Here is a 21888-nt window from a genome sequence, read left to right as displayed (position 1 = left end):
GACCTTACCCGCCCGTCCGCGGCCCGCCGTCGCCGTGCCCGCGGCACCGGGCGCCCCGCCCACCCTGCTCCGGGCGGATTCCGGTCATCGTGCCAAGCTTGGCCCCATGCAGCTCTCCGCCACCCCGTACGAAGAACGCCTCACCGCCCCCCGCTCGTGGTGGCTCGTCTCCGTCCTCGTGGGCGTCGCCCTGGCGCTGATCCTGGTCCCGTTCGGCACCCTTCCGATGCTGGGCGGCCTGGTCGGCGGCACCGCCGCCGCGGCCGTGACGGCCAGCGCGTACGGCTCCGTCCGCATCCGTGTGGTCGGGGACCTGCTCGTCGCGGGCGAGGCGAAGATCCCGGTGGCGGCGCTCGGTGCGGCGGAGGTCCTGGACGCCGAGGAGGCGCGTGCCTGGCGCACCCACAAGGCGGACACGCGCGCGTTCATGCTCCTGCGGTCCTACATCCCCACGGCACTGCGGGTGGAGGTCACCGATTCCGGGGACCCGACGCCGTACCTGTACCTCTCGACCCGGGAGCCGGAGCGGCTGGCCCAGGCACTGGAAGCCGCGAAGGCAGCCGCCTGAGGGGTCCGGCGGTGCGCTCGGGTCAGCGACCGAGCTCCTCGGCGATCTCGCCCAGCGCCAGCGGCCTGTCGGGCTGCTCCAGCGGCGGCTGTTCGGGCAGGGCGTCCCACGGGACCTGGGCCTTGCGAAGGTCGGCCCGGACGCGTCCGGCGAGCCTTCTGGTCTCGCGGCGGTTCATGACGGCACCGACTGCGGCTCCGATCATGAACGGCATCAGGTTCGGCAGATCGCGCACCAGCCGCTTCATGATCTGCTGGCGCAGTTCGCGCTTCATGCGGCCTCCGAGGGCCGCGTCGATCGTCGACGGTCTGAGCACCTCGACGCCGCGCTCACCGGACCAGGAACGCAGGTACAGGGTGCTGCGCTCCTTGAGCCCGCCGGGCGGCCGCAGGCCGTAGACCTCGTGGAGTTCGGCGATGAGTTTCAGCTCGATCGCCGCGACGCCGGTGATCTCCGTGGCCAGCTCGGTCGGCATGGCCGGCGGCACGGGAAGCATGGCGGCGGCGCCGATGCCCGCGCCGACCGTGGATGTGGCGCGTGCGGCGCCCGCCACGAGTTTGTCCGCGAGCTGTTCGGGCCCGAGGCCGGGGAACTGCCGGCGGAGGGTCGCGAGGTCCCGTACGGGCACACGCGGGGCGATGTCGATGATGCGGTCGGCGAGGTAGGACAGGCCCGCCCGGGCGCGGCTGCCGCTCCTGCGGGCGCCTTCCCGACCGAGTTCGCCGGCTCTGCGCCGGATCGCCGCCGCTCGCGCGCGCGCCGGGGGCACCGTCGCCCGGGCCGAGGGCGCGCTGGGCTCGGGCGCGTGTCCCTCGGAACGGGTCGGCGCCGGGATGCCCTCCCGACCACCGGCCGAGTCGAGCGAGGCCGCCCGCGTCCTGCCGGGTGCCGGATCCGTCGCGTCGGATGCCGGTCCCGTCGCACCGGACGTACCGGGTGAGCCTCGCTCGTCGTCACGCACGCCGTGGGGACCGTCGGGCGGCCCCGAGTCCGCTCCCCACCGGGGGAAGCGTCGCTTCCGGGAAGGGGTCGAGCCAGTCACGGCCGACCCCGCCTCAGTCGCAGTCGCGGCAGATCGGCTGGCCGTTCCTCTCCCGCGCCAGCTGGCTGCGGTGGTGCACGAGGAAGCAGCTCATGCACGTGAACTCGTCCTGCTGCTTCGGCAGCACACGGACGGCCAGCTCCTCGTTGGACAGGTCGGCGCCGGGAAGCTCCAGGCCTTCGGCGGCCTCGAACTCGTCGACGTCGACCGAGGACGCCGACTTGTCGTTCCGGCGAGCCTTCAGTTCTTCAAGGCTGTCCGAGTCGACGTCGTCGTCGGTCTTGCGTGGGGTGTCGTAGTCGGTTGCCATGTCGCTCTCCCCCTCTGGGTGTCTGCGGTGTCTCCAGCGCACGTAACGCGTGAGAGGCCGGACTTGTGCCCGACCCGAGGCGGAGATTTTGCCTCACATCAAGGTCTGTTACTCAATCGACACCCAACCGGACTCCTCAAGAGTGATCGAGTTGGATGGCGAACGGGACCGTACACGGTCCGGACGCCGCACTTCAAAGGCGTCTCACCGTGTACTTCCCGTGATCAAGACCCCCGAAAACCCGGACTTTTCCGGCATCTCACCCCCACTCATGATCACGGAGAGTGGATGGCCGGAAAATCTTCCTTGTGATCGATCACACACAGGGGTGCCGGGTCCGCGCCCCGAAAATTCCGCGCAAAGCGAACATCCCGCGTGTCGGAGGCATGATCTCAGAGAGGCAGGGTGACGCGCATCACGAGCCCTCCACCCTCGCGCGGCGTGGCCGAGATGTGGCCGCCGTGCGCCCGCGCCACGGACCGCGCGATGGAGAGACCGAGCCCGACGCCCTTGTCGCTCCCCGTGCGCTCCGTGCGCAGCCGCCGGAACGGCTCGAAGAGATTGTCGATCTCGTACGCCGGCACCACCGGCCCGGTGTTCGAGACGACCAGGACCGCCTGGCCGTGCTGGACCTGGGTGGTCACCTCGACCCAGCCTCCCTCGGAGATGTTGTAGCGGACGGCGTTCTGCACGAGGTTCAGGGCGATCCGCTCCAGCAGGACGCCGTTGCCCTGGACGACCGCGGGATCGCGCTTGCCGCGGAACTTGACGCCCTTCTCCTCCGCCTCGGCGTGCACCTGGTCGATGGCCTGCCCCGCCACCTCGGCGAGGTCGACCGGTTTGCGCTCCACGATCTGGTTGTCGCTGCGGGCGAGCAGCAGCAGCCCTTCCACGAGCTGCTCGCTGCGCTCGTTGGTGGCCAGCAGCGTCTTGCCGAGCTGCTGAAGCTCCACCGGCGCGTTCGGATCGGACAGATGCACTTCGAGCAGCGTGCGGTTGATCGCCAGCGGCGTCCGCAGCTCGTGCGAGGCGTTGCCGACGAAGCGCTGCTGGGCGGTGAAGGCCCGCTGCAGGCGCTCCAGCATGTCGTCGAAGGTGTCGGCCAGCTCCTTCAGCTCGTCGTCCGGACCGTCCAGCTCGATGCGGCGGGACAGGTCCGAACCGGCCACCGCACGTGCCGTGCGGGTGATCCGGCCGAGCGGGGACAGCACCCGGCCGGCCATGGCGTAGCCGAAGGCGAAGGCGATCACGGCGAGCCCCAGCAGCGCCAGCAGGGACCGACTGAGCAGGTCGTCCAGAGCGTGCTGGCGCTGGGCCGCCTGGCAGTGCTCGAGGACGTCGTTGAGCTCGTTGTTGGGCGCCGTGTTCAGCGCCGGGCACGTCGTGCTGGTGATGTCGAAGGTGCCGGTCACCCGGAGGGACTGGCCGACGCCCTCGTGGAGGGCCTGCGCGGCGAGCAGGTAGATGATCGACAGCAGCAGGATGCCGGCGATCAGGAACATGCCGCCGTAGAGCAGCGTGAGCCGTATGCGGATGGTGGGGCGCAGCCAGGGGAAGGGCAGGTCCGGCTTCCTCGGGTCCCAGGTGGGCTTGGGGGGCGCCGTGGGCGGGGGCGGTGCGGGTGTCGCGGCCATCACGCGTCAGATCCGGTAGCCGGAGCCGGGAACGGTCACGATGACGGGCGGCTCCCCCAGCTTGCGGCGCAGGGTCATCACCGTCACGCGCACCACGTTGGTGAACGGGTCCGTGTTCTCGTCCCAGGCCTTCTCCAGCAGCTGCTCGGCGGAGACCACGGCGCCCTCGCTGCGCATCAGCACCTCCAGGACGGCGAACTCCTTGGGCGCGAGCTGGACCTCCTTGCCGTCGCGGAAGACCTCGCGGCGGTTGGGGTCGAGCTTGATCCCTGCGCGCTCCAGGACCGGCGGCAGCGGCACGCTGGTGCGCCGCCCCAGGGCACGGACGCGTGCGATGAGCTCGCTGAACGCGAAGGGCTTGGGGAGGTAGTCGTCGGCGCCGATCTCCAGGCCCTCGACACGGTCGCTGACGTCACCGGACGCCGTCAGCATCAGCACGCGCGTGGGCATGCCGAGTTCGACGATCTTGCGGCAGACGTCGTCGCCGTGCACCAGCGGGAGATCGCGGTCGAGGACGACCACGTCGTAGTCGTTGACGCCGATGCGCTCCAGGGCAGCCGCACCGTCGTACACGACGTCGACCGCCATGGCCTCCCGGCGCAGTCCGGTGGCCACCGCATCGGCGAGCAGTTGCTCGTCCTCGACGACGAGTACGCGCACGTCGCTAGTCCTTCCTCAAAGCCGCCGAGCGCGCCGCGTGGGCGCGCACTGGCGGAATTCGTACCGGGGGTCTACGCCTCCATCCTGCCGCGTTCGCCCATAAACCGGTTGTAAGGCGGTCGCGCACGGCCGTCCCCGAGCCCGCCCGACGGGTTCCGGCCACCGCCGGCGGCACATGCGGGCCGGATGCGGGCACGGGAAGATTTCTCGGCCCGCCCAGGTTTCCCCGTACGTCCGCGGGGGGAGGACGGCTTTACACCCCGCGATCACGCTCTGCTTGTGCCGCAGCACCATGTGGTACGCCGCGATCCACTTCCGCAGAGTGGGCGTGGGTGTCCGGCACCGTCGCCGCCCGGCCGGGCAGCGCTGGGCACCTACGGAGACGTGATCGCCCCTTCCCAAGGGCACACCCCCGTGCCACCGACCCACGACCCAGGACGAGGGGGCGCAGCATGGACGCATTCACGGCAGGACTTCTGCAGCGCATAAGGGCTACCGAGTCCGACCTGACGCGGGCGCGCGACGAAGGCGACGACTTCCTTGTCGAGGTGGAGCAGTCGGAATTGGACGACCTGCGCCGCCTCGCCGCCGAACACGGTGTGGAAGTCGGCACGTACAGCGCCTGATCGACCCGCAGCACGACAGCAGACCCCCGGTGAATCCAGCGCCGGGGGTCTGCTGCGTCCTCCGGCGAGACGGCGTCCCCCGGTCGGCGGGCGACCGGTGGGCGTCCGGCCGGTCGGGGGACGCCGGGCGCCGTCAGTCGTGCCAGGCGCCGAATTCCTCCAGCAGTCGCTGGAGGGGCTCGAAGACGGCCGGGGTGGCCGCGATCGTCAGCTCGCCTCCCGGGCGCTCTGCGGGGCGTCCGCCCGTCAGCGCCCCCGCCTCCCGGGCGATCAGATCCCCGGCCGCCAGGTCCCAGGGGTTCAGCCCCCGTTCGTAGTAGCCGTCGAGGCGGCCCGCGGCCACGTCGCACAGGTCGATCGCGGCGGAGCCGCCGCGCCGGATGTCCCGCACGAGCGGGATCAGACGCCGGGCCACCTCGGCCTGGTGGACCCGGACGTCGGCGACGTAGTTGAAGCCGGTCGAGACCAGGGCCTGATCGAGGGGTGCGGTGGGGCGGCAGACCAGCCGGCGCTCGCCGTCCCGGGCACCGGTGGCCCAGGCGCCGCCGCCGCGGACCGCGTGGTACGTCTCGCCCCGCATCGGGGCGGCGACGACCCCGACGACGGTCTCGCCGTCCTGTTCGGCCGCGATCGAGACGGCCCAGGTGGGCAGGTTGTAGAGATAGTTGACGGTGCCGTCGAGCGGGTCGATCACCCAGCGGATGCCGGTGCTGCCCTCGGTGGAGGCACCCTCCTCGCCGAGCATGCCGTCATCGGGGCGCCGTTCGGAGATCAGGCCCGTGATCAGCTTCTCCGCCGCGATGTCCATCTCGGTGACGACGTCGACGGGACTCGACTTGGTGTCGGCCACCGCGAGGTCCGCCGGACGGCCGTCCCGCAGCAGTTCGCCGGCCCGGTGGGCGGCCTCCCGGGCGAGCCGCAGCAGGTCCGTGTGCAGGGGGTCGGTCACGGGTCTCCTCACGCGTAGGGGCTGTCGGCGCCGGCAGCGGCGGGGCGAGGGGCGCGGGCCGGGCAGCAGCCCACGGGGCAGACGTCGTGGCTGGGGCCCAGCGCACCGAGGACGCAGGGGGTGACGTCCTGCCCGCGCTCGATCGAGGAGCGTTCCAGGACCAGCTCGCGGATCGCGGCGGCGAAGCGCGGGTCGGCGCCCACGGTGGCCGAGCGGCGCACCGGCAGGCCCAGTTCCGCGGCCTTGGCGTCGGCCTCGGTGTCCAGGTCGTACAGGACCTCCATGTGGTCGGAGACGAAGCCGATGGGGGCCATCACGACGGCCGGAACCCCGGCGGCGTGCTGCTCCTGGAGGTGGTCGCAGATGTCCGGTTCCAGCCACGGGATGTGCGGGGCACCGGAACGGGACTGGTAGACGAGCTGCCAGGGGTGGCCGACGCCGGTGCGCTCGCGGACGGCGTCGGCGATCAGTCGGGCGACGTCGAGGTGCTGCTCCACGTAGGCACCGCCGTCCCCGTGGCGCTCGGCCGGGCCGGAGGCGTCCGCGGCGGCGGTCGGGACGGAGTGGGTGGTGAACGCGATGTGGGCGCCGGCGCGGACGGCGTCGGGGAGGTCGGCCAGGGACCGGAGCACACCGTCGATCATCGGCTCGACGAAGCCCGGGTGGTTGAAATAGTGCCGCAGCTTGTCGATCCGGGGCAGTTCGAGGCCCTCGGCCTCCAGCGTCGCGAGCGCGTCGGCGAGGTTCTCGCGGTACTGGCGGCAGCCCGAGTAGGAGGCGTAGGCGCTGGTGGCCAGCACCAGGATGCGGCGACGGCCGTCGCGGACCATCTCACGCAGCGTGTCGGTGAGGTAGGGCGCCCAGTTGCGGTTGCCCCAGTAGACCGGCAGGTCCAGTCCGTGGTCGGCGAAGTCCTTGCTGAGGGCGTCCAGCAGGGCGCGGTTCTGGTCGTTGATCGGGCTGACTCCGCCGAAGAGGAAGTAGTGCTGACCGACTTCCTTCAGGCGTTCCTTGGGGATGCCGCGCCCCCGCGTCACGTTCTCCAGGAACGGGACCACGTCGTCCGGGCCCTCCGGGCCGCCGAAGGAGAGCAGGAGCAGGGCGTCGTAGGGAGTGGCATCGAGCGCGTCTGGCATGACTCGATCCTGCCACCCGGGACCGACGGTCGGGAAACGGCGGGGCGGCGGGCGGCGCGGCGCCACGCAGCGCGCTGCGGCGGAGCCGGCCGGGCGGCGTCGGGGCACGCGCACCGGAACACCGGAACACCGGAACACCGGAACGAGCGTGTCCGGACGCCGGCCGGCGCGGTGGGGCCGGCCGGGGCGCGGCCGCTCGGGCCTTGCCGGAGCGGCCCGTCGGGACGGGTGGCGGCGGCGGAAAACGCGGGTGCGTGCGGGCCACCCGGCCGTAAGCTGTATCGGCCGCGTTCGCGCCTTACGCGACGGCCGGCCGCCGTACCGGACCCCTCGGAGACCCCGTGCCCAGCCCCTACCGCGCCCTGTTCGCCGCTCCCGGCTCCAAGGGCTTCTCCGCCGCCGGGTTCCTCGGCCGTATGCCGCTGTCGATGATGGGGATCGGCGTGGTCACGATGATCTCCCAGCTCACCGGGCGCTACGGCCTCGCGGGAGCGCTGTCGGCGACCATCGCGCTGTCCGCCGCGGTGATCGGGCCGCAGATCTCCCGGCTGGTGGACCGGCACGGGCAGCGCCGCGTGCTGCGCCCGGCGACCTCGGTGGCGCTGACCTCGGCGGCCGGGCTGCTGCTGACCGCGCACCGCGGCGGGCCGGACGGACTGCTGTTCCTGTGCGCCGCCGGGATCGGCACGGTGCCGAGCCTCGGGGCGATGGTCCGCGCCCGCTGGGCGGCCCTGTACCGGGGCACGCCGCAGTTGCACACCGCCTACTCGTTCGAGTCCGTGGTCGACGAGGTCTGCTTCATCTTCGGGCCCATCGTCTCCATCGGGCTGTCCACCGCCTGGTTCCCGGAGGCCGGACCGCTGCTCGCGGCGTGCTTCCTGGCGGCGGGCGTGTTCCTGCTGACCGCGCAACGGGCCACCGAGCCCGCGCCGCACCCACGCGCGCGTCACGGCGGCGGGACGGCGCTGCGTTCGGCCGGGCTCCAGGTGCTGGTGGCCACGTTCGCCGCGACCGGTGCGATCTTCGGGGCGGTCGACGTCGTCACCGTGGCCTTCGCCGACGAGCAGGGCCACAAGGGTGCGGCGAGCGTGGTGCTGGCGCTGTACGCGGCCGGATCCTGTGCGGCGGGCATCGTGTTCGGCCTGCTGCGCTTCACCGGGGAGCCCGCACTCCGCTGGCTGCTGGGCGTGTGTACGACGGCCGTGAGTATGATCCCCCTCCTACTGGTCGGAAACCTGCCGTTTCTGGCCGTGGCGCTCTTCGTCGCGGGCCTGTCCGTCGCACCCACGATGATCACGACGATGTCCCTCGTCGAAGAGCACGTACCACGCGCGCAACTGACCGAGGGGATGACCTGGGTGAGCACCGGGCTCGCGGTCGGCGTCGCGCTCGGCTCCTCCGTGGCCGGCTGGGTGATCGACGCGGCCGGTGCACGGGCCGGGTACGGGGTTCCGGCGCTGTCCGGGGCCGTCGCGGTCGCGGTCGGTTTCCTCGGGTACCGCCGGCTGAGCAGGCCGGTTCCGCGTCGGGGAGGCACCCTTGAGCAGCACAGCGAGCGGGAAGAACGGCACGTGGCGTAACTGGGGCGGGAATGTCTCGGCCCGCCCGGCGCGGGAGGTGGAACCGGCCTCCGTGGACGAACTGGCCGCCGCCGTGCGGCAGGCGGCCGAGGACGGCCTGAAGGTGAAGGCCGTCGGGACGGGCCACTCCTTCACCTCGATCGCGGCCACCGACGGAGTCCTGATCCGGCCCCACCTGTTGACGGGCATCCGCAACATCGACCGGGATGCCATGACCGTCACGGTCGAGGCCGGCACTCCGCTCAAGAGACTCAACGCGGCGCTGGCCCGCGAGGGGCTGTCGATGACCAACATGGGCGACATCATGGAGCAGACGGTCTCCGGTGCCACCAGCACGGGAACGCACGGCACCGGCCGCGAGTCCGCCTCGATCGCCGCCCAGATCAGGGCCCTGGAGCTGGTCACCGCCGACGGCTCGGTGCTCACCTGTTCCGAGAAGGAGAACCCCGAGGTCTTCGCCGCCGCCCGCACAGGTCTCGGCGCCCTCGGCATCGTCACCGCGATCACCTTCGCCGTGGAGCCGGTCTTCCTCCTCACGGCCCGCGAGGAACCGATGCCCCTCGACAGGGTGCTCGCCGACTTCGACCAGTTGTGGGCCGAGAACGAGCACTTCGAGTTCTACTGGTTCCCGCACACCGGGAGCACCAACACCAAGCGCAACAACCGCAGTGCCGGTCCGGCCGAGCCCGTGGGGCGGATGGCGGGCTGGTTCGAGGACGAGTTCCTCTCCAACGGCGTCTTCCAGGTGGCCAACTGGATCGGCCGGGCGGCGCCCTCCGCCATCCCGGCGATCGCCCGGGTCTCCAGCAGGGCCCTGTCCGCGCGGACCTACACCGACATCCCGTACAAGGTCTTCACCTCGCCGCGCCGGGTGCGTTTCGTGGAGATGGAGTACGCCGTACCGCGGGCGGCCGTCGCGGAGACGCTGCGCGAGCTGAAGGCGATGGTGGACCGCTCCGGTCTGCGCGTCAGCTTCCCCGTCGAGGTGCGCACCGCGCCGGCCGACGACATCACCCTCTCCACGGCGTCGGGCCGGGACAGCGCCTACATCGCCGTCCACATGTTCCGGGGCACGCCCTACCAGCGGTACTTCACCGCCGCCGAGCACATCTTCACCGCGCACGAGGGACGGCCGCACTGGGGCAAGGTGCACACGCGGGACGCGGAGTACCTCTCCCGGGTCTATCCGCGCTTCGGGGAGTTCACTGCCCTGCGGGACCGGCTGGATCCGGAGCGGCTGTTCCAGAACGGCTATCTGCGCCGGGTGCTGGGGGAGTAGCCGCGGCTGCGGGGCCGCCCGAGGAGCTGTGACCGGACGGGTCCGGGGCCGGGGTGCCGCCACCGGCCGCGCTGCCGCCGTCGCCGGCGTCCGGCGGGGCCGGGTCCGGGGACGGCGACCCGCCGTCGGGCTCCGAGGACGGGGAGGAGGAGGGTGAACGGGTCGCGGATGAGCCGGAGTCGGGTCCGCCCGGCTCGGCCGAGGAGCCCGAGCGGCGCAACGGATCCGAGGGGTCCGGGGTTCCCGGGGTGTCCCCGGAGCGGGAGGGCGAGGGCTTCCCCCCGATGAGGGCGTCGCTCACGGTCGTTCCCCCACCGCCGCTGAATCTGCCGCCGGACAGCAGCTCGTAGGCGGTGATGCCGGACATGGTCACGGCGAAGACGACGGCGGCGGCGACCACGGACCGGCGACGTCGCCCGGCCCGCGCGCGGTGGACCGTCGCCTCGCCGTAGGCGTCCGGTGCGCGAGGCTCCGTCGCCCCGGTGTACGCGCCCGGCGCCCCGGGTCCCCGCTCTCCCACCCCGGCCGCACCCGAGGTCCCGCGGATCTGCTCGCCGGTCCGGGTGAAGACGTGCTGGAAGACCGAGCCTTCCCCACAGGTGGCGACGAGGCTGACGACACCGGCGCCGAGGATCGTGCCGTAGACACCGAAGGAGGAGGCGAGCTCGGCGGCCACCACCGCGGCCACGGCGCTGCCGGCCACCCGCGGGACGCTCAGGTCGATGCGCCGCTTCCGGGCCTCTGCCTCCTCCGCGGCACCTGCTGCGGCGAACTCGTCGCCACCATCGGGCTTTTCACGCATTCCCGAACCTTGCCCGCCCTTCCCGTACGTGACCCACTACTTGATCAACTATCACAACTATCAGCACTTGGTCGACCAACTGCACGAGAAAGGGACGTACGGACGAAACCGACAGTCCCGATTCGGGTGATTGCGTGAAGTACGCCGCGCTCAAGATCAAGCGAAATCGCGAGGGGCGGCCAAGTCCGCCCTCTTGCGGGAAGTTGGGCGGCGCGCCAATCCACGCACGTGGCCCAAATGGAGTACTGTTGCGAGCCCTGGGTCCGGTCTCCCGTCAGGGTGCCCGGAGCCTCGCTGGACCGCCAGGAGGGGGCTAGTCGCACAAGGTGACGGGGTTGGTCACTCAGCGTGGCGAACCGGTAACCGTGCCATAACGGCGATCCAGGGCCCGCGCCCGACACGCCGGGCAACTCGGCAAGGTTGTGGCAGGCTGCACCCGGGCAGGCCACACTCGACTAGCGGAAGCAGCGACGCACGTGACGTCGGCAGGCACCACCCGGGAGGTCCCCATGCCCGAACTGCGTGTCGTGGCCGTCTCGAATGACGGCACACGGCTGGTGCTGAAGGCTGCGGACTCAACGGAGTACACGCTTCCGATTGACGAACGACTCCGCGCCGCCGTGCGCGGCGACCGCCCTCGGCTCGGTCAGATCGAGATCGAGGTGGAGAGCCATCTCCGCCCGCGTGACATCCAGGCGCGGATACGCGCCGGCGCGACCGCGGAAGAGGTCGCGCAGATGGCCGGCATCTCCGTCGACCGGGTGCGGCGCTTCGAGGGCCCCGTGCTCGCCGAGCGCGCCTTCATGGCCGAGCGGGCCCGCAAGACACCCGTGCGCAGGCCCGGCGAGAACACCGGACCCCAGCTCGGAGAAACGGTGCAGGAGCGGCTGCTGCTGCGCGGTGCCGACAAGGACACCGTCCAGTGGGACTCCTGGCGCCGCGACGACGGCACCTGGGAGGTTCTGCTGGTCTACCGGGTGGCGGGCGAACCGCACTCGGCGAGCTGGACGTACGACCCGCCCCGGCGGCTCGTCCAGGCCGTCGACGACGAGGCGCGCTCGCTGATCGGCGAGTCCGACGACCTCGCCGCGCCGGAACCCAGCTTCCCCTTCGTGCCCCGGATCGCCCGGCTGCCGCGCGATCGGCCCCTGGACCGTTCCCTGGACCGGGAGAGGCAGGCCCTGCCCGCCCCGCCGGCCGAACCGGAGGAGGAGAGCGCGGGCGACCGGGACTCGCTGACCAGCCTCCTGGAGGCGGTGCCGAGCTTCCGGGGCGACCTGGTGGTGCCGGAGCGCCCCGTGGAGTCCGAGGACGAGTCCGAGGAGGAGGTCGTCGCGGAGGAACCTCCGGCACCGGCCGCCTCGGCCGGATCCGCCTACGCGGACGTCCTGATGCCGCGCTCCATCGGCAGCCATCGCGATCGCCTCATCGGGGCGACCGACCGCCAGGCCGAGGCCGACGGGGTCCGCCCCGGCCGCCGTGCCGCGGTGCCCAGCTGGGACGAGATCGTCTTCGGGACGCGCCGCAAGAAGCAGGAGTAGAACGGCCGCACCACGCCAACCCCTTCCGGGTGTACCGGAAGGGGTTGGCGTGGGCTCCGGTGACCGTGCGTCGGCGGAGCACCGGCAGGTCGGCAGGCCGGGCCGCGGGCCGGCCCGGTGGCGACCGGCGGATCGGCTCGGCGGCTGCCTCCGGGACGTGGGCCGCTGCTCGATCGGCGGAGGAGCCCGAGCCCTCCACCTCCGTGGTCGAGCCCGGACCGCGGCGGCCGGCCGGCGGTACGACGGGTGGCGGACCCGCCCCTCGCATGGGGGCGGGGCCCGTGCCACCCGGGGCGCGCGCCCACCGGCCCGGTGCCTACTGCGGATCCGGCCCCACGGCGACGGGGCGGGACGGGTCCGACGACCACTGCGACCACGAGCCGACATAGAGGGCCGCAGGGACGCCGGCCACGGCCAGCGCGAGCACCTCGTGCGCCCCCGAGACGCCCGAACCGCAGTAGACACCGACCTCCGTACCGTCAAGGGCTCCCAGGCCCTTGAAGCGGCCCCTGAGTTCCTCGGCGGGCAGGAAGCGGCCGTCCGGAGCCACGTTGTCGGTGGTGGGCGCCGAGACCGCGCCCGGGATGTGGCCGCCGACCCGGTCGACGGGCTCGACCTCGCCCCGGTACCGCTCCCCCGCGCGGGCGTCGAGCAGCACCCCGGAGCGGGCCAGCGCGGCGGCACCGTCGGCGTCCAGCAGCCCGTTGTGCGCCGGCGCGGGCCGGAAGTCGCCCTCCGCGGGCTCGGGGACGTCCGTCGACAACTCGCCCTCCCACACCGGCAACCCGCCGTCGAGGACCCGCACGTCCGGGTGACCCGTCCAGCGCAGCAGCCACCACGCGCGTGCCGCGCCCCAGCCCTGCCCGCCGTCGTACACGACGACCGGCCGGGCCGCCGACACGCCCGCCCGGCGCATCGCGGCCCCGAACACCTCCGGATCGGGCAGCGGATGCCGACCTGCCGAGGAGGGCGCGGACGCCAGCTCGGCGTCCAGGTCGACGTAGACGGCACCGGGAAGGTGCCCGGCGGCGTAGGTGGCGCGGCCGTCGAACGGCGGCTCCCCCGCCGCCTTGGCGAGGCTGAGCTGCCAGCGGACGTCGAGCAGTACCGGCGGGTCGCCCCCGGCCAGCTCGTCGGCGAGTTCGGATGCGGAGATGATGGCCTTCATGGTCACCATCCTTGCGCACGGGGTGGCCGCCACGTCCATGTCCGACTACTCTGCTCGGCCGGACAGGCTCGATCACCGGGCGTACGGGATCGGGCACATGCTGTACAGCCGATCACCATCCGTCGGCACGCGCGCGGAAGCGGACGGGACACCGCACCACGGTCGCCGTGCGGGCAGCGCCTCACCCCCGGCGGCGCGCCCGGAGCGCGCGGCGCCACGGTGGTGCGAGCATCGGCACGGGGGTCCGGAGAGCGGAAGCGACGACGGCCGCCGCGAGGGGCCGAGAAGAGAGTGACGATGACCGAGGCACCGGGGACGGCCGGCCGTAACGGCGAGGCGCACACGCGGTACGCGCCCGGCACGCCCTGCTGGGTGAGTCTGATGGTGCACGGGCTGGACACGACCGAGGACTTCTACCGCCGTTTGTTCGGCTGGGAGTTCCAGCCCGGCCCTCAGCAGCTGGGCCCGTACGCGCGGGCGCTGCTGGACGGGCACCAGGTGGCCGGTGTCGGCCAGTTGCCCCCGGACCGTCAACTGCCCATCGCCTGGACGCCCTACCTCGCCTCGGACGACGTCGACCACGCGGCCGAGACGGTGCGGCTGTGCGGCGGGACCCTCGGTGTCGGCCCGCTGGACGCCGCCGATGCCGGACGGCTGGCGATCGGCTCCGACCCCAGCGGTGCGGTCTTCGGTCTGTGGCAGGCCGCGTCGCACCGCGGCACGGCCGTCACCGGGGTGCCCGGCACCCCCGCCTGGAACGAACTGGTGACGTTCGAGTCGGCGGGCGTGGCCAAGTTCTACGGGACGGTCTTCGGCTACGAGCTGGAGCCGGCCGACTCGGGCGACATCGACTACGTCACCCTGCGCGTGGAGGGCCGCCCCGTCGCCGGCATCCACGGCGTGGGGCAGGCGCTGCCCCGGGACCGGGGGCCGCACTGGATGACGTACTTCCAGGTGGCCGACACGGATGAGGCGGTCGAGCGGCTCGCCGGCCTCGGCGGCCATGTCCTGACCCCTCCGAGGGACAGCGCCCGCGGACGTGTGGCGACGGTGTCCGACCCGGAGGGAGCGCGCTTCTCGCTCCTGCAGAGCCCGCGCTGACGCGCGAGGACGGTGGCTGCGCCGACTCCCGGACGACCTCGGACGTCCTGCCCGGCCGAGTCGGCCGGGCAGCACGCGGTCCGGACCGCGCGGCTCAGTCCGACTGGACCGGCAGCACGTCCGGTGACAGTGCCGCGGCGCGGGCCGACGCGGCCGTCATGCGGCGGCGATGGTGCCGGCGGCACAGGACCTCGTACCCGACCTCGTCCGCGGACTGGTTGACGTCGCCGACGACGACCTGCGCGCCCTCGACGACCATGGCCCCGCCCACCGTACGGGCGTTGTGTGTGGCGCGGGCGCCGCACCAGCACAGGGCCTCGACCTGGAGCACCTCGACCCGGTCGGCCAGCTCCACCAGCCGCTGCGAGCCCGGGAACAGCTTGGAGCGGAAGTCGGTGGTGATGCCGAAGGCGTAGACGTCCACCTCCAGGTCGTCGACGACACGGGCCAGCTGGTCGATCTGCTCCGGCGCGAGGAACTGGGCCTCGTCCGCGATGACGTAGTCGGCGCGCCGGCCCTGGGAGAGGTGGTCGACGAGAAACGTGTACAGGTCCATGCCGTCCTCGACCTCCACCGCGTCGGTGACCAGGCCGAGCCGGGAGGACAGCTTGCCCTCGCCCGCACGGTCGTCACGCGTGAGGATCATGCCCTGGAGGCCGCGTGCGGAGCGGTTGTGCTCGATCTGGAGAGCCAGCGTCGACTTCCCGCAGTCCATCGTTCCGGAGAAGAACACCAGCTCGGGCATGGGGGAATGAGCACCTTTCGGCAACGGGACCGGCGAGACGTCCGGTGGGGTGGTTCGCGGGGCTTCGGTGGTGGGGCGGAGGTGTCAGGAGCGTACTTCGAGGAGGGGGACCAGCTGCTCCGTCGGGGTCATCGAACCGTGGTTGCCGACCATGGCCGACTCCTTCGGCTCCCGCTCCGAAGCGATGATCAGGACGTCGTCGTGGGCCGCGGCCACCACGTCCCCGATGCGCGCGTACACCCGCTCGTCGACGTGCGGGCCGAACCAGCCCGCGGTGATCGCCTCGTCCCGCGAGGCCACCCAGAACTGCTCGCCGAGGACCTCGCGCCAGCAGGTCAGGACGTCGTTCTCGGCGCCGGGCACCGCGTACACGTGCCGCGCGCGGCCCTCGCCGCCGAGCAGGGCGACGCCCGCCCGCAGCTCCCAGTCCTCGTCGAAGTCGATGCGGTGCTGATCATCGAACGGCACGTCGATCATGCCGTGGTCGGCGGTGACGTAGAGCGCGGTGCGCGGCGGGAGCTGCTCGGCGAGCCGCTGCACGAGCCGGTCGACGTACATCAGCTGGCCTCGCCAGGTGTCGGAGGCGACGCCGAAGCGGTGGCCTGCGCCGTCGAGTTCGGCGTAGTACGTGTAGACGAGCGCACGGTCGCCGGCGGCGAGCTGCTCGGCCGCGAGGTCCATGCGTTCCTCGCCGGTGAGCCGGCCGAAGAACCTTCCGCCGCTGAGCGCGACCTTGGTGAGCGGGGTGTTCTCGAAGGTCGGGGACGACACCTGCGCCGCGTGCACGCCGGCGTCGTGGGCGAGCTGGAAGACCGTCGGGTACGGCTGCCAGGGGCGCGGCGCGGTCCAGGGCTGCCAGCGCAGCTGGTTCATCAGCCCGCCGGTGGCCGGATTGCGGACGGTGTAGCCGGGCAGGCCGTGCGCACCGGGCGGCAGGCCGGTGCCGACCGAGGCGAGGGAGGTGGCGGTGGTGGCCGGATACCCGGCGGTGATCGGGCGCCCGGTGCCCCCGCGCGAACTCGCCAGCAGCGAGGCCAGGAACGGCGCCTCCTCGGGGTGCGCCGTCAGCTGCTCCCAGCCGAGCCCGTCGATCAGGAAGACGCAGTTGCGGTCGGCGGGGGTCAGTTCGCGGATGGCGGCCGCGGTACCGGGTACGCCCATGCCCGCGGCGAGGGTAGGCAGCAGGTCGGCGAGCGAGCCGGCACCGTACTCGGGAACGGGCGCCGAGGCGAGTGCGAGGGGCTCCGGATGCTGGTCCCAGACGGTGGGCTGCGCCATCAGCGGGAGGTGTCCGCGGTCGCCTCGGAGATGGCCTGCGCGAAGGCGAGCGCCTGGCGCACCGTCTCCGGGCCGTCCCCGGCCTCGCTGACGCGCAGGCTGAGGTCGTCGGCCGTCGAGTTGCCGGTGTAGCCGTGGTCGGCGTCGCAGTTGGGGTCGCCGCACGCGGCGGGTTCCAGGTCGATGCGGGAGACGGCGCCCCAGCCGATGGTGAGCACCACCTCGCGCGGCAGCGCGCCCGGCGTGTACGACTCGGGGTTGGCGACGACGCGGCTGACCACCACGGAGGAGATCCGGCCGAGCTTCACGGACTCGGTGGACGTCGTGGCGTACGGCGTCGGGGAGGTGGTGTCGGCGGCCTGCTCGTCGGTGTGGCTGACGATGAAGCGCGTGTCGGTGAGGACGAGCACGGTCACGTGCCGCCGGACCTCGTTCTGGTCGAACGTCGTCTCCTGGTGGACCAGGTACGACCGCACGGGCTCGCCGCCCACGGCGGCCTCCACCGCCTCGGCCACGAGGGCCGGGTAGTAGCCGCTGCGCTCGATCGCCGCACGCAGCCCCTGGGTCGTCGTACTGGTCTTGGCCATGGCGTCCATCCTAATCCCCGTGCAGGGCCGGTCAGGGCCAGTCAGGAGCATCCCGGGCCGTTCGCACGGCAGGGCCCTCTTGCCGTCCTCCGTCCCGGCCACGGGTCCGTCCCGGGGAGCGCCGGGAGCGGAGGGCAGACGGCGGTCGGCGGTCGGCGGTCGGCGAACGTGTCGGCCGCCCGCGCTGTCTCCGGGCCGGCGTCGGCAGCCGGGGGCCGGCTCCGGGACGGCGGCCGCGCGGGACCCGGCGTCCCCGGTTCAGTAAGCGGGCAGCGTGCGCGGGCCGAGGTCGTCGCGGGCGGGAGGGGGCGCCAGGCGCACGGAGGCGCCGAGGACGGTCAGGCCGCGGCGGGCGACGACGACCGGCTCCAGGGTGACCGCGACGACCTCGGGGTGGTCGTCGACCAGCCGGGACACCCGGAGCAGCAGTTCCTCCAGGGCGGGCGTGTCGACCGGGGTCGAGCCGCGCCAGCCGAACAGCAACGGCGCCGTACGGATCGAACGCACCAGCGAGCCGGCGTCCCGGTCGGTGACCGGAACCAGCCGGTGCGCCGTGTCGCCGAGCAGTTGGGAGGCCGCCCCGGCGAGCCCGAACGACAGGACGGCCCCGGCCGCCGGGTCGATCACCGCGCGGACGACGGTGTCGACGCCGCGCGGTGCCATGCCCTGCACCACCGGCCGCACCTCGTCCGGCTTGCCGAACAGCCCGGTCAGCTCGGCGTACGCCCGCCGCAGCTGCTCCTCGTCCGCCAGGTCCAGGCGCACGCCGCCCAGGTCGGCGCGGTGCCTGAGGTGCGGTGCGGTGGCCTTCAGGGCGACGGGGTAGCCCAGGGCGCGGGCGGCCTCGGCGGCGGCGTCGGGCGTCGGGGCCTGGAGGGCGACGCGCACCGGGATGCCGTACCGCCCGAGGAGTTCGCTCGTCGCCTCCGTGCTGAGCGTGAGGCCCTGGCCGCGCGTGAGGAGCCCGTCGATCAGCCGGGCGGCGCCCTTCTCGTCGATGTCGTCGTACTCGGGCACGCGGCCGGGCTCGGCGGCCTCCCGGCGCCACTGCGCGTACTGCACGGCCTCGGCGAGGGCGCGTACGGCGCGCTCGGCGGCGGGGTAGGCGGGGATCAGGCGGGGCGCCGCCGAGGACGGGGCGTCCGGGGGCGTCACGGCGGGCGGCTGTTCCGAGGGGCGGGGCCGACGGGAGCCGTCCGCCCCGTCCGGTGCCCGGTCGCCGGCCTGCGGTGCCGTGCTCGCTGCGGCCGACAGGGCCTCGGCGAGGCCGCCCAGCTCTACGTGGACGACCAGCACCGGCTTGCCGGGGACCGCTTCGGCCGCCGACCGCAGGGCCTCCGCCAGCTCCGCGTCGTCCGGCGAGCCCTCCCCGATCGCAGGGATCGCCGTGACGACGACCGCGTCGCAGGTGTCGTCGGCGAGCGCCCGCGCCAGGGCCGCCCGGAAGTCCTCGGCGGACGCGGCCGTGGTCAGGTCCAGCGGGCGGTGCGGCCGGAGGCCGGAGGCGAGGCACTGGTCGTAGGTGAGCAGCCCCAGCGACTCCGAGTTGCCGAGGATGGCCACATGCGGACCGGACGGCAGCGGCTGGCGGGCGAGGAGCAGACCGGTGTCGACCAGTTCGGTGATGGTGTCCACGCGGAGCACGCCGGCCTGCCTGAGCAGCGCGGACACCGTGGCGTGCGGCAGCCGGGTGGCCCGTACGGCGTGCCCCTGCGGAGCGGACCCGGCACCCTGCACCACCACCAGCGGCTTCGCCGCGGCCGTGCGCCGGGCGAGACGGGTGAACTTGCGCGGGTTGCCGATGGACTCCAGGTACATGAGGACGACATCGGTGTCCGGGTCGTCGTACCAGTACTGCAGGACGTCGTTGCCGGAGACGTCGGCCCGGTTGCCGGATGAGACGAAGGTGGACACGCCGGTGACGCCGGTGACGCCTCCGCCGCGCCGGTGGAGCCGGGACAGCAGGGCGATGCCGATGGCCCCGGACTGCGCGAACAGGCCGATCCGGCCGGGCCGCGGCATCTCGGGGGCCAAGGACGCGTTCAGCCGGACGTCGGCCGAGGTGTTGATCAGGCCGAAGGCGTTCGGGCCGATGATCCGCATGCCGTGGGCGCGCGCCTGCCGGACGAGTTCGCGCTGGCGTTCGCGCCCTTCGGGGCCGCTCTCCGCGTACCCGGCGGAGATGACGACGAGCCCCTGGACGCCGTGCTCGCCGCACTCGGCCACGGCGTGGGGGACGTGGTCGGCGGGGACGGCGACGACCGCGAGGTCGACGGGACCGTCGATGTCGCGGACCGAGCGGTGGGCGGGCACGCCGTCGAGTTCGGCGAGGTCCTCGGGGAAGGCGCGGTTCACGGCGTACAGGCGGCCGGTGTAGCCGGCCTCGCGGAGGTTGTCGAGGATGCTGCGGCCGACGCCGCCGGGAGTGCGGCCGGCGCCGACGACCGCGACCGCGCCGGGCATCAGCAGGCGCTGCACGGACCGGGCCTCGGCGCGCTGCTCGCGCGCGTACTGCACGGCCAGCGACCGCTCGGTCGGCTCGAGGTCGAACTCCAGGCGTACGACGCCGTCCTCGAAGCTGCGCTTCTGGGTGTACCCGGCGTCCGTGAAGACCTTGATCATCTTGGTGTTGGCGGGCAGCACCTCGGCGGCGAAGCGGCGGATGCCGCGCTCGCGGGCGACGGCGGCGACGTGCTCCAGGAGGGCGGAGGCGACGCCGCGGCCCTGGTGGGCGTCCTGGACCAGGAAGGCGACCTCGGCCTCGTCGGCGGGCGCCGAGGCGGGCATGCCGTCCGCGCCGATCCGGTCGTAGCGCACCGTGGCGATGAACTCGCCGCCCACCGTGGCCGCGAGTCCCACCCTGTCCACGAAGTCGTGGTGGGTGAAGCGGTGGACGTCCTTGGCGGACAGGCGGGGGTACGGCGCGAAGAAGCGGTAGTACTTCGACTCGTCCGAGACCTGCTCGTAGAAGCTGACGAGGCGGTCCGCGTCCTCGGCGGTGATGGGTCGGACACGCGCGGTGCCGCCGTCGCGCAGCACCACGTCGGCCTCCCAGTGGGCGGGGTACTCCTGCCGGTCCGAGGCGCTCTGCATGGGCCCCAGAGTAAGGCTCGCGCCCGGCGACGGCGCGGGGCAGTGCGGGGACGGACGGCAGCCGGGCGGGACCGGTGGGGGCGGTGACGGCCGGGAGATTCCGGGGGACCTTCCCGGGCATGCCCCACGATGTGGGAAACTGGTCTAGACAACCCTGAACACCTGAAGGGCAGCAACACATGGCTGAGCGCCGCGTCAACGTCGGCTGGGCCGAGGGTCTCCACGCCCGCCCCGCCTCCATCTTCGTCCGAGCCGCCACGTCCGCAGGCGTCCCGGTGACGATCGCCAAGGCCGGCGGTACCCCCGTCAACGCGGCCTCCATGCTGGCCGTCCTGAGCCTGGGCGCCCAGGGCGGCGAGGAGATCGTCCTCGCCACCGAGGCCGAAGGCGCGGACGGCGCCCTGGACCGTCTGGCGAAGCTGGTCTCCGAGGGAATGGAGGAGCTCCCCGAGACCGTCTGAGCTGTCGCAGCACGCGCCGGAGCCGCGCCGCCCCCACCGGGAGGCGCGGCTCCGGCGTTCCGCACCACCCTCCGCGGCCCGGCCCCACGCCCTGGCCCTGCGCACCCCCTTCGCCCCGCCACGACCCCCTCGGCCGCTCACCGCTCCCGGCGACCCTCCGTCGCTGCTCGCCACCCGTCACTGCCGCCCGCCGGGCCCGGTGACAGCAGGGCGCCACGGTCGCGCCCCGAACCCCGGGCGCTCTCCGGCGCCGCCCGGCTCCCGCACCCGCGCTTCCGCACCGGACGCTGCGCGCGGAATTACCGGAGGCATACCCGGAAACGCCGGGCGTTCACCCGGACAGTTCCCTCACAACTGAAGCACACGCCGGACGCAACACGAATAATTCCCGGGATACACAAAAAGGGCAGGGGAAACAACCCCCACCGAATACCCCCTCTTTGTATACGGCGCCCGTGTTAATGCCGCAGCGCCGAGATGTTTACGGCATGTTGCGAAGTCCTCACACGGTCGGCGCGTTCTGCGCCGCCGGAGAAGCGCAGCCGGTGCGCGGCGCTGGAGTGCTCGGTGTGCTGGGCGGTCAGGGCACGCGCGCGTTCGCTGTCGCCGCGCGCCACGGCGTCCACGATCGCCCCGTGCTGGGCCCAGACGTCGGCGGGCTGGGCGGGCGCCTCCACGGCGTACATCCACGCGATCTTGTGCCGGATCTGGGTGAGCGTGGCGGTCAGCGCCTGGCTGCCGGAGGCCTGGGCGAGCGTCTCGTGGAACCACGTGTCCAGGGCGCGCAGATCCTCACTGCCGCCGTTCCTGGCCCGCTCCTGGCCCAGCCGGACGAGCCCGCGCAGCACCTTCAGATGGGCCTCGGTGCGCCGCTGGGCGGCCCGGGAGGCGCCGAGCGGCTCCAGCAGGGTGCGCATCTCCAGCAGGTCGGCGGCCTCCTGCTCGGTGGGTTCGGCCACGCACGCGCCCGCGTGCCGCCGGGTCACCACGAAGCCCTCCGCCTCCAGCGTGCGCAGCGCCTCACGGACGGGGACGCGGGAAACGCCGTAGCGGCGCGCCAGCAGTTCCTCGGTGAGCCGGCTGCCGCGCTCGTAGACACCGGCGACGATGTCGTCCCGGATAGCCGTGCACACCGAGTGCGCCGGAATACGCATGACCGACCTCCGCCTTAATCCCCGTGAAACGTCGACGATTGACGTGTGTTCAGCGACTCTATTGCAATGCGGCCGAATTTCCGACGGCGGGCCGGAATCCATGGATATTTTTTGGACAGCAGGACGAGAACGGGACGCCGGGCGGGACAGCGTGAGAAGGGACGCGGAAGCGGG

Annotated in this window: 20 protein-coding genes; 7 read left to right on the top strand and 13 right to left on the bottom strand. The window is 73.0% G+C overall.

Translation table 11 applies throughout. The features are described 5' to 3' along the window. Window positions 1-106: 106 nt before the first annotated feature. Window positions 107-568, top strand: coding sequence for a DUF3093 domain-containing protein (locus JS756_RS20965; RefSeq protein ID WP_205384672.1), 462 nt, complete (start codon window positions 107-109; stop codon window positions 566-568). A gap of 22 nt (window positions 569-590) precedes the next feature. Here the strand turns inward: JS756_RS20965 and JS756_RS20960 are convergent, their stop codons facing one another. The 4 genes from JS756_RS20960 to JS756_RS20945 all read right to left on the bottom strand — a co-directional run bounded on the left by JS756_RS20960 (window position 591) and on the right by JS756_RS20945 (window position 4214). Further along, window positions 591-1610 (bottom strand): hypothetical protein, encoded by a 1020-nt coding sequence (locus tag JS756_RS20960; protein ID WP_205384671.1) that lies wholly within the window; start codon window positions 1608-1610, stop codon window positions 591-593. A 13-nt stretch (window positions 1611-1623) separates the two neighbouring features. After that, window positions 1624-1920 carry a DUF4193 domain-containing protein gene (locus JS756_RS20955; protein WP_205384670.1) on the bottom strand — a complete coding sequence of 99 codons (297 nt, stop codon included), beginning with the start codon at window positions 1918-1920 and terminating at the stop codon, window positions 1624-1626. A gap of 392 nt (window positions 1921-2312) precedes the next feature. Next, window positions 2313-3554: a sensor histidine kinase gene (locus JS756_RS20950; protein ID WP_205384669.1), complete on the bottom strand. Its 1242-nt coding sequence runs from the start codon at window positions 3552-3554 to the stop codon at window positions 2313-2315. Window positions 3555-3560: 6 nt separating this feature from the next. After that, on the bottom strand, window positions 3561-4214 hold the full coding sequence (locus tag JS756_RS20945) for a response regulator transcription factor (RefSeq protein WP_003993508.1): 654 nt from the start codon (window positions 4212-4214) through the stop codon (window positions 3561-3563). A gap of 452 nt (window positions 4215-4666) precedes the next feature. Here JS756_RS20945 and JS756_RS20940 point away from each other — a divergent pair, with 452 nt between their 5' ends. Continuing rightward, window positions 4667-4840, top strand: coding sequence for a hypothetical protein (locus tag JS756_RS20940; protein WP_205384668.1), 174 nt, complete (start codon window positions 4667-4669; stop codon window positions 4838-4840). A 133-nt stretch (window positions 4841-4973) separates the two neighbouring features. On the opposite strand, the gene JS756_RS20935 is transcribed toward JS756_RS20940, so the two are convergent. Both JS756_RS20935 and JS756_RS20930 read right to left on the bottom strand, forming a co-directional pair. Continuing rightward, entirely contained in the window at window positions 4974-5789 is an 816-nt protein-coding gene (locus JS756_RS20935; RefSeq protein WP_205384667.1) for an inositol monophosphatase family protein, read from the bottom strand. Between the two features lie 8 nt (window positions 5790-5797). Next, the gene (locus tag JS756_RS20930; protein WP_205384666.1) at window positions 5798-6925 is read right to left on the bottom strand and encodes a ferrochelatase; all 1128 of its coding nucleotides are present in this window, start codon (window positions 6923-6925) and stop codon (window positions 5798-5800) included. Between the two features lie 341 nt (window positions 6926-7266). Here JS756_RS20930 and JS756_RS20925 point away from each other — a divergent pair, with 341 nt between their 5' ends. Both JS756_RS20925 and JS756_RS20920 read left to right on the top strand, forming a co-directional pair. Beyond that, complete coding sequence (locus JS756_RS20925) at window positions 7267-8505, top strand: MFS transporter (protein ID WP_205384665.1); 1239 nt, start codon at window positions 7267-7269, stop codon at window positions 8503-8505. Beyond that, complete coding sequence (locus JS756_RS20920; RefSeq protein ID WP_205384664.1) at window positions 8465-9784, top strand: D-arabinono-1,4-lactone oxidase; 1320 nt, start codon at window positions 8465-8467, stop codon at window positions 9782-9784. Before JS756_RS20925 ends, JS756_RS20920 begins: the two co-directional genes overlap by 41 nt. On the opposite strand, the gene JS756_RS20915 is transcribed toward JS756_RS20920, so the two are convergent. Then, window positions 9708-10586, bottom strand: a complete 879-nt coding sequence (locus JS756_RS20915; protein WP_240204088.1) for a hypothetical protein — start codon at window positions 10584-10586, stop codon at window positions 9708-9710. The two genes, JS756_RS20920 and JS756_RS20915, sit on opposite strands and share 77 nt — an antisense overlap. A gap of 509 nt (window positions 10587-11095) precedes the next feature. Between JS756_RS20915 and sepH the strand changes: the two genes are divergently transcribed. Next, window positions 11096-12127 (top strand): septation protein SepH, encoded by a 1032-nt coding sequence (gene sepH, locus JS756_RS20910; RefSeq protein ID WP_205384663.1) that lies wholly within the window; start codon window positions 11096-11098, stop codon window positions 12125-12127. A 316-nt stretch (window positions 12128-12443) separates the two neighbouring features. Here sepH and JS756_RS20905 read toward each other — a convergent pair whose 3' ends face one another. Continuing rightward, the gene (locus JS756_RS20905) at window positions 12444-13295 is read right to left on the bottom strand and encodes a sulfurtransferase (protein ID WP_205384662.1); all 852 of its coding nucleotides are present in this window, start codon (window positions 13293-13295) and stop codon (window positions 12444-12446) included. A gap of 297 nt (window positions 13296-13592) precedes the next feature. Between JS756_RS20905 and JS756_RS20900 the strand changes: the two genes are divergently transcribed. Beyond that, the gene (locus JS756_RS20900; protein ID WP_205384661.1) at window positions 13593-14396 is read left to right on the top strand and encodes a VOC family protein; all 804 of its coding nucleotides are present in this window, start codon (window positions 13593-13595) and stop codon (window positions 14394-14396) included. 94 nt (window positions 14397-14490) lie between these two features. Here JS756_RS20900 and JS756_RS20895 read toward each other — a convergent pair whose 3' ends face one another. From JS756_RS20895 to JS756_RS20880, 4 genes are all read right to left on the bottom strand, one after another. Then, the gene (locus JS756_RS20895) at window positions 14491-15141 is read right to left on the bottom strand and encodes a thymidine kinase (protein WP_205384660.1); all 651 of its coding nucleotides are present in this window, start codon (window positions 15139-15141) and stop codon (window positions 14491-14493) included. Window positions 15142-15225: 84 nt separating this feature from the next. Beyond that, window positions 15226-16419, bottom strand: coding sequence for an alkaline phosphatase family protein (locus tag JS756_RS20890; RefSeq protein ID WP_205384659.1), 1194 nt, complete (start codon window positions 16417-16419; stop codon window positions 15226-15228). Beyond that, complete coding sequence (locus tag JS756_RS20885) at window positions 16419-17015, bottom strand: DUF5998 family protein (RefSeq protein ID WP_205384658.1); 597 nt, start codon at window positions 17013-17015, stop codon at window positions 16419-16421. The genes JS756_RS20890 and JS756_RS20885 overlap by 1 nt, the downstream gene beginning before the upstream one ends. Window positions 17016-17264: 249 nt before the next feature. Next, a complete protein-coding gene (locus JS756_RS20880) occupies window positions 17265-20099 on the bottom strand; it encodes a bifunctional acetate--CoA ligase family protein/GNAT family N-acetyltransferase (RefSeq protein WP_205384657.1) in 2835 nt (944 codons plus the stop codon). 179 nt (window positions 20100-20278) lie between these two features. Between JS756_RS20880 and JS756_RS20875 the strand changes: the two genes are divergently transcribed. Further along, a complete protein-coding gene (locus JS756_RS20875; protein WP_205384656.1) occupies window positions 20279-20560 on the top strand; it encodes an HPr family phosphocarrier protein in 282 nt (93 codons plus the stop codon). Window positions 20561-21018: 458 nt separating this feature from the next. On the opposite strand, the gene JS756_RS20870 is transcribed toward JS756_RS20875, so the two are convergent. Beyond that, the gene (locus JS756_RS20870; protein WP_205384655.1) at window positions 21019-21714 is read right to left on the bottom strand and encodes a GntR family transcriptional regulator; all 696 of its coding nucleotides are present in this window, start codon (window positions 21712-21714) and stop codon (window positions 21019-21021) included. Window positions 21715-21888: the final 174 nt, after the last annotated feature.

Origin of the sequence: Streptomyces actuosus, assembly GCF_016921115.1 — a bacterium.
Taxonomy (GTDB): domain Bacteria; phylum Actinomycetota; class Actinomycetes; order Streptomycetales; family Streptomycetaceae; genus Streptomyces; species Streptomyces actuosus_A.
Note: the sequence above shows the minus strand (reverse complement) of the source record. Positions and strands in the feature narration are given on the sequence as shown.

Coding starts and splice junctions, on each gene's coding strand:
- JS756_RS20965 (WP_205384672.1), top strand. CDS start 107: ATGCAGCTCTCCGCCACCCCGTACGAAGAACGCCTCACCGCCCCCCGC.
- JS756_RS20955 (WP_205384670.1), bottom strand. CDS start 1,920: ATGGCAACCGACTACGACACCCCACGCAAGACCGACGACGACGTCGAC.
- JS756_RS20950 (WP_205384669.1), bottom strand. CDS start 3,554: ATGGCCGCGACACCCGCACCGCCCCCGCCCACGGCGCCCCCCAAGCCC.
- JS756_RS20940 (WP_205384668.1), top strand. CDS start 4,667: ATGGACGCATTCACGGCAGGACTTCTGCAGCGCATAAGGGCTACCGAG.
- JS756_RS20930 (WP_205384666.1), bottom strand. CDS start 6,925: ATGCCAGACGCGCTCGATGCCACTCCCTACGACGCCCTGCTCCTGCTC.
- JS756_RS20915 (WP_240204088.1), bottom strand. CDS start 10,586: ATGCGTGAAAAGCCCGATGGTGGCGACGAGTTCGCCGCAGCAGGTGCC.
- sepH (WP_205384663.1), top strand. CDS start 11,096: ATGCCCGAACTGCGTGTCGTGGCCGTCTCGAATGACGGCACACGGCTG.
- JS756_RS20905 (WP_205384662.1), bottom strand. CDS start 13,295: ATGAAGGCCATCATCTCCGCATCCGAACTCGCCGACGAGCTGGCCGGG.
- JS756_RS20900 (WP_205384661.1), top strand. CDS start 13,593: ATGACCGAGGCACCGGGGACGGCCGGCCGTAACGGCGAGGCGCACACG.
- JS756_RS20895 (WP_205384660.1), bottom strand. CDS start 15,141: ATGCCCGAGCTGGTGTTCTTCTCCGGAACGATGGACTGCGGGAAGTCG.
- JS756_RS20890 (WP_205384659.1), bottom strand. CDS start 16,419: ATGGCGCAGCCCACCGTCTGGGACCAGCATCCGGAGCCCCTCGCACTC.
- JS756_RS20885 (WP_205384658.1), bottom strand. CDS start 17,015: ATGGACGCCATGGCCAAGACCAGTACGACGACCCAGGGGCTGCGTGCG.
- JS756_RS20880 (WP_205384657.1), bottom strand. CDS start 20,099: ATGCAGAGCGCCTCGGACCGGCAGGAGTACCCCGCCCACTGGGAGGCC.
- JS756_RS20875 (WP_205384656.1), top strand. CDS start 20,279: ATGGCTGAGCGCCGCGTCAACGTCGGCTGGGCCGAGGGTCTCCACGCC.
- JS756_RS20870 (WP_205384655.1), bottom strand. CDS start 21,714: ATGCGTATTCCGGCGCACTCGGTGTGCACGGCTATCCGGGACGACATC.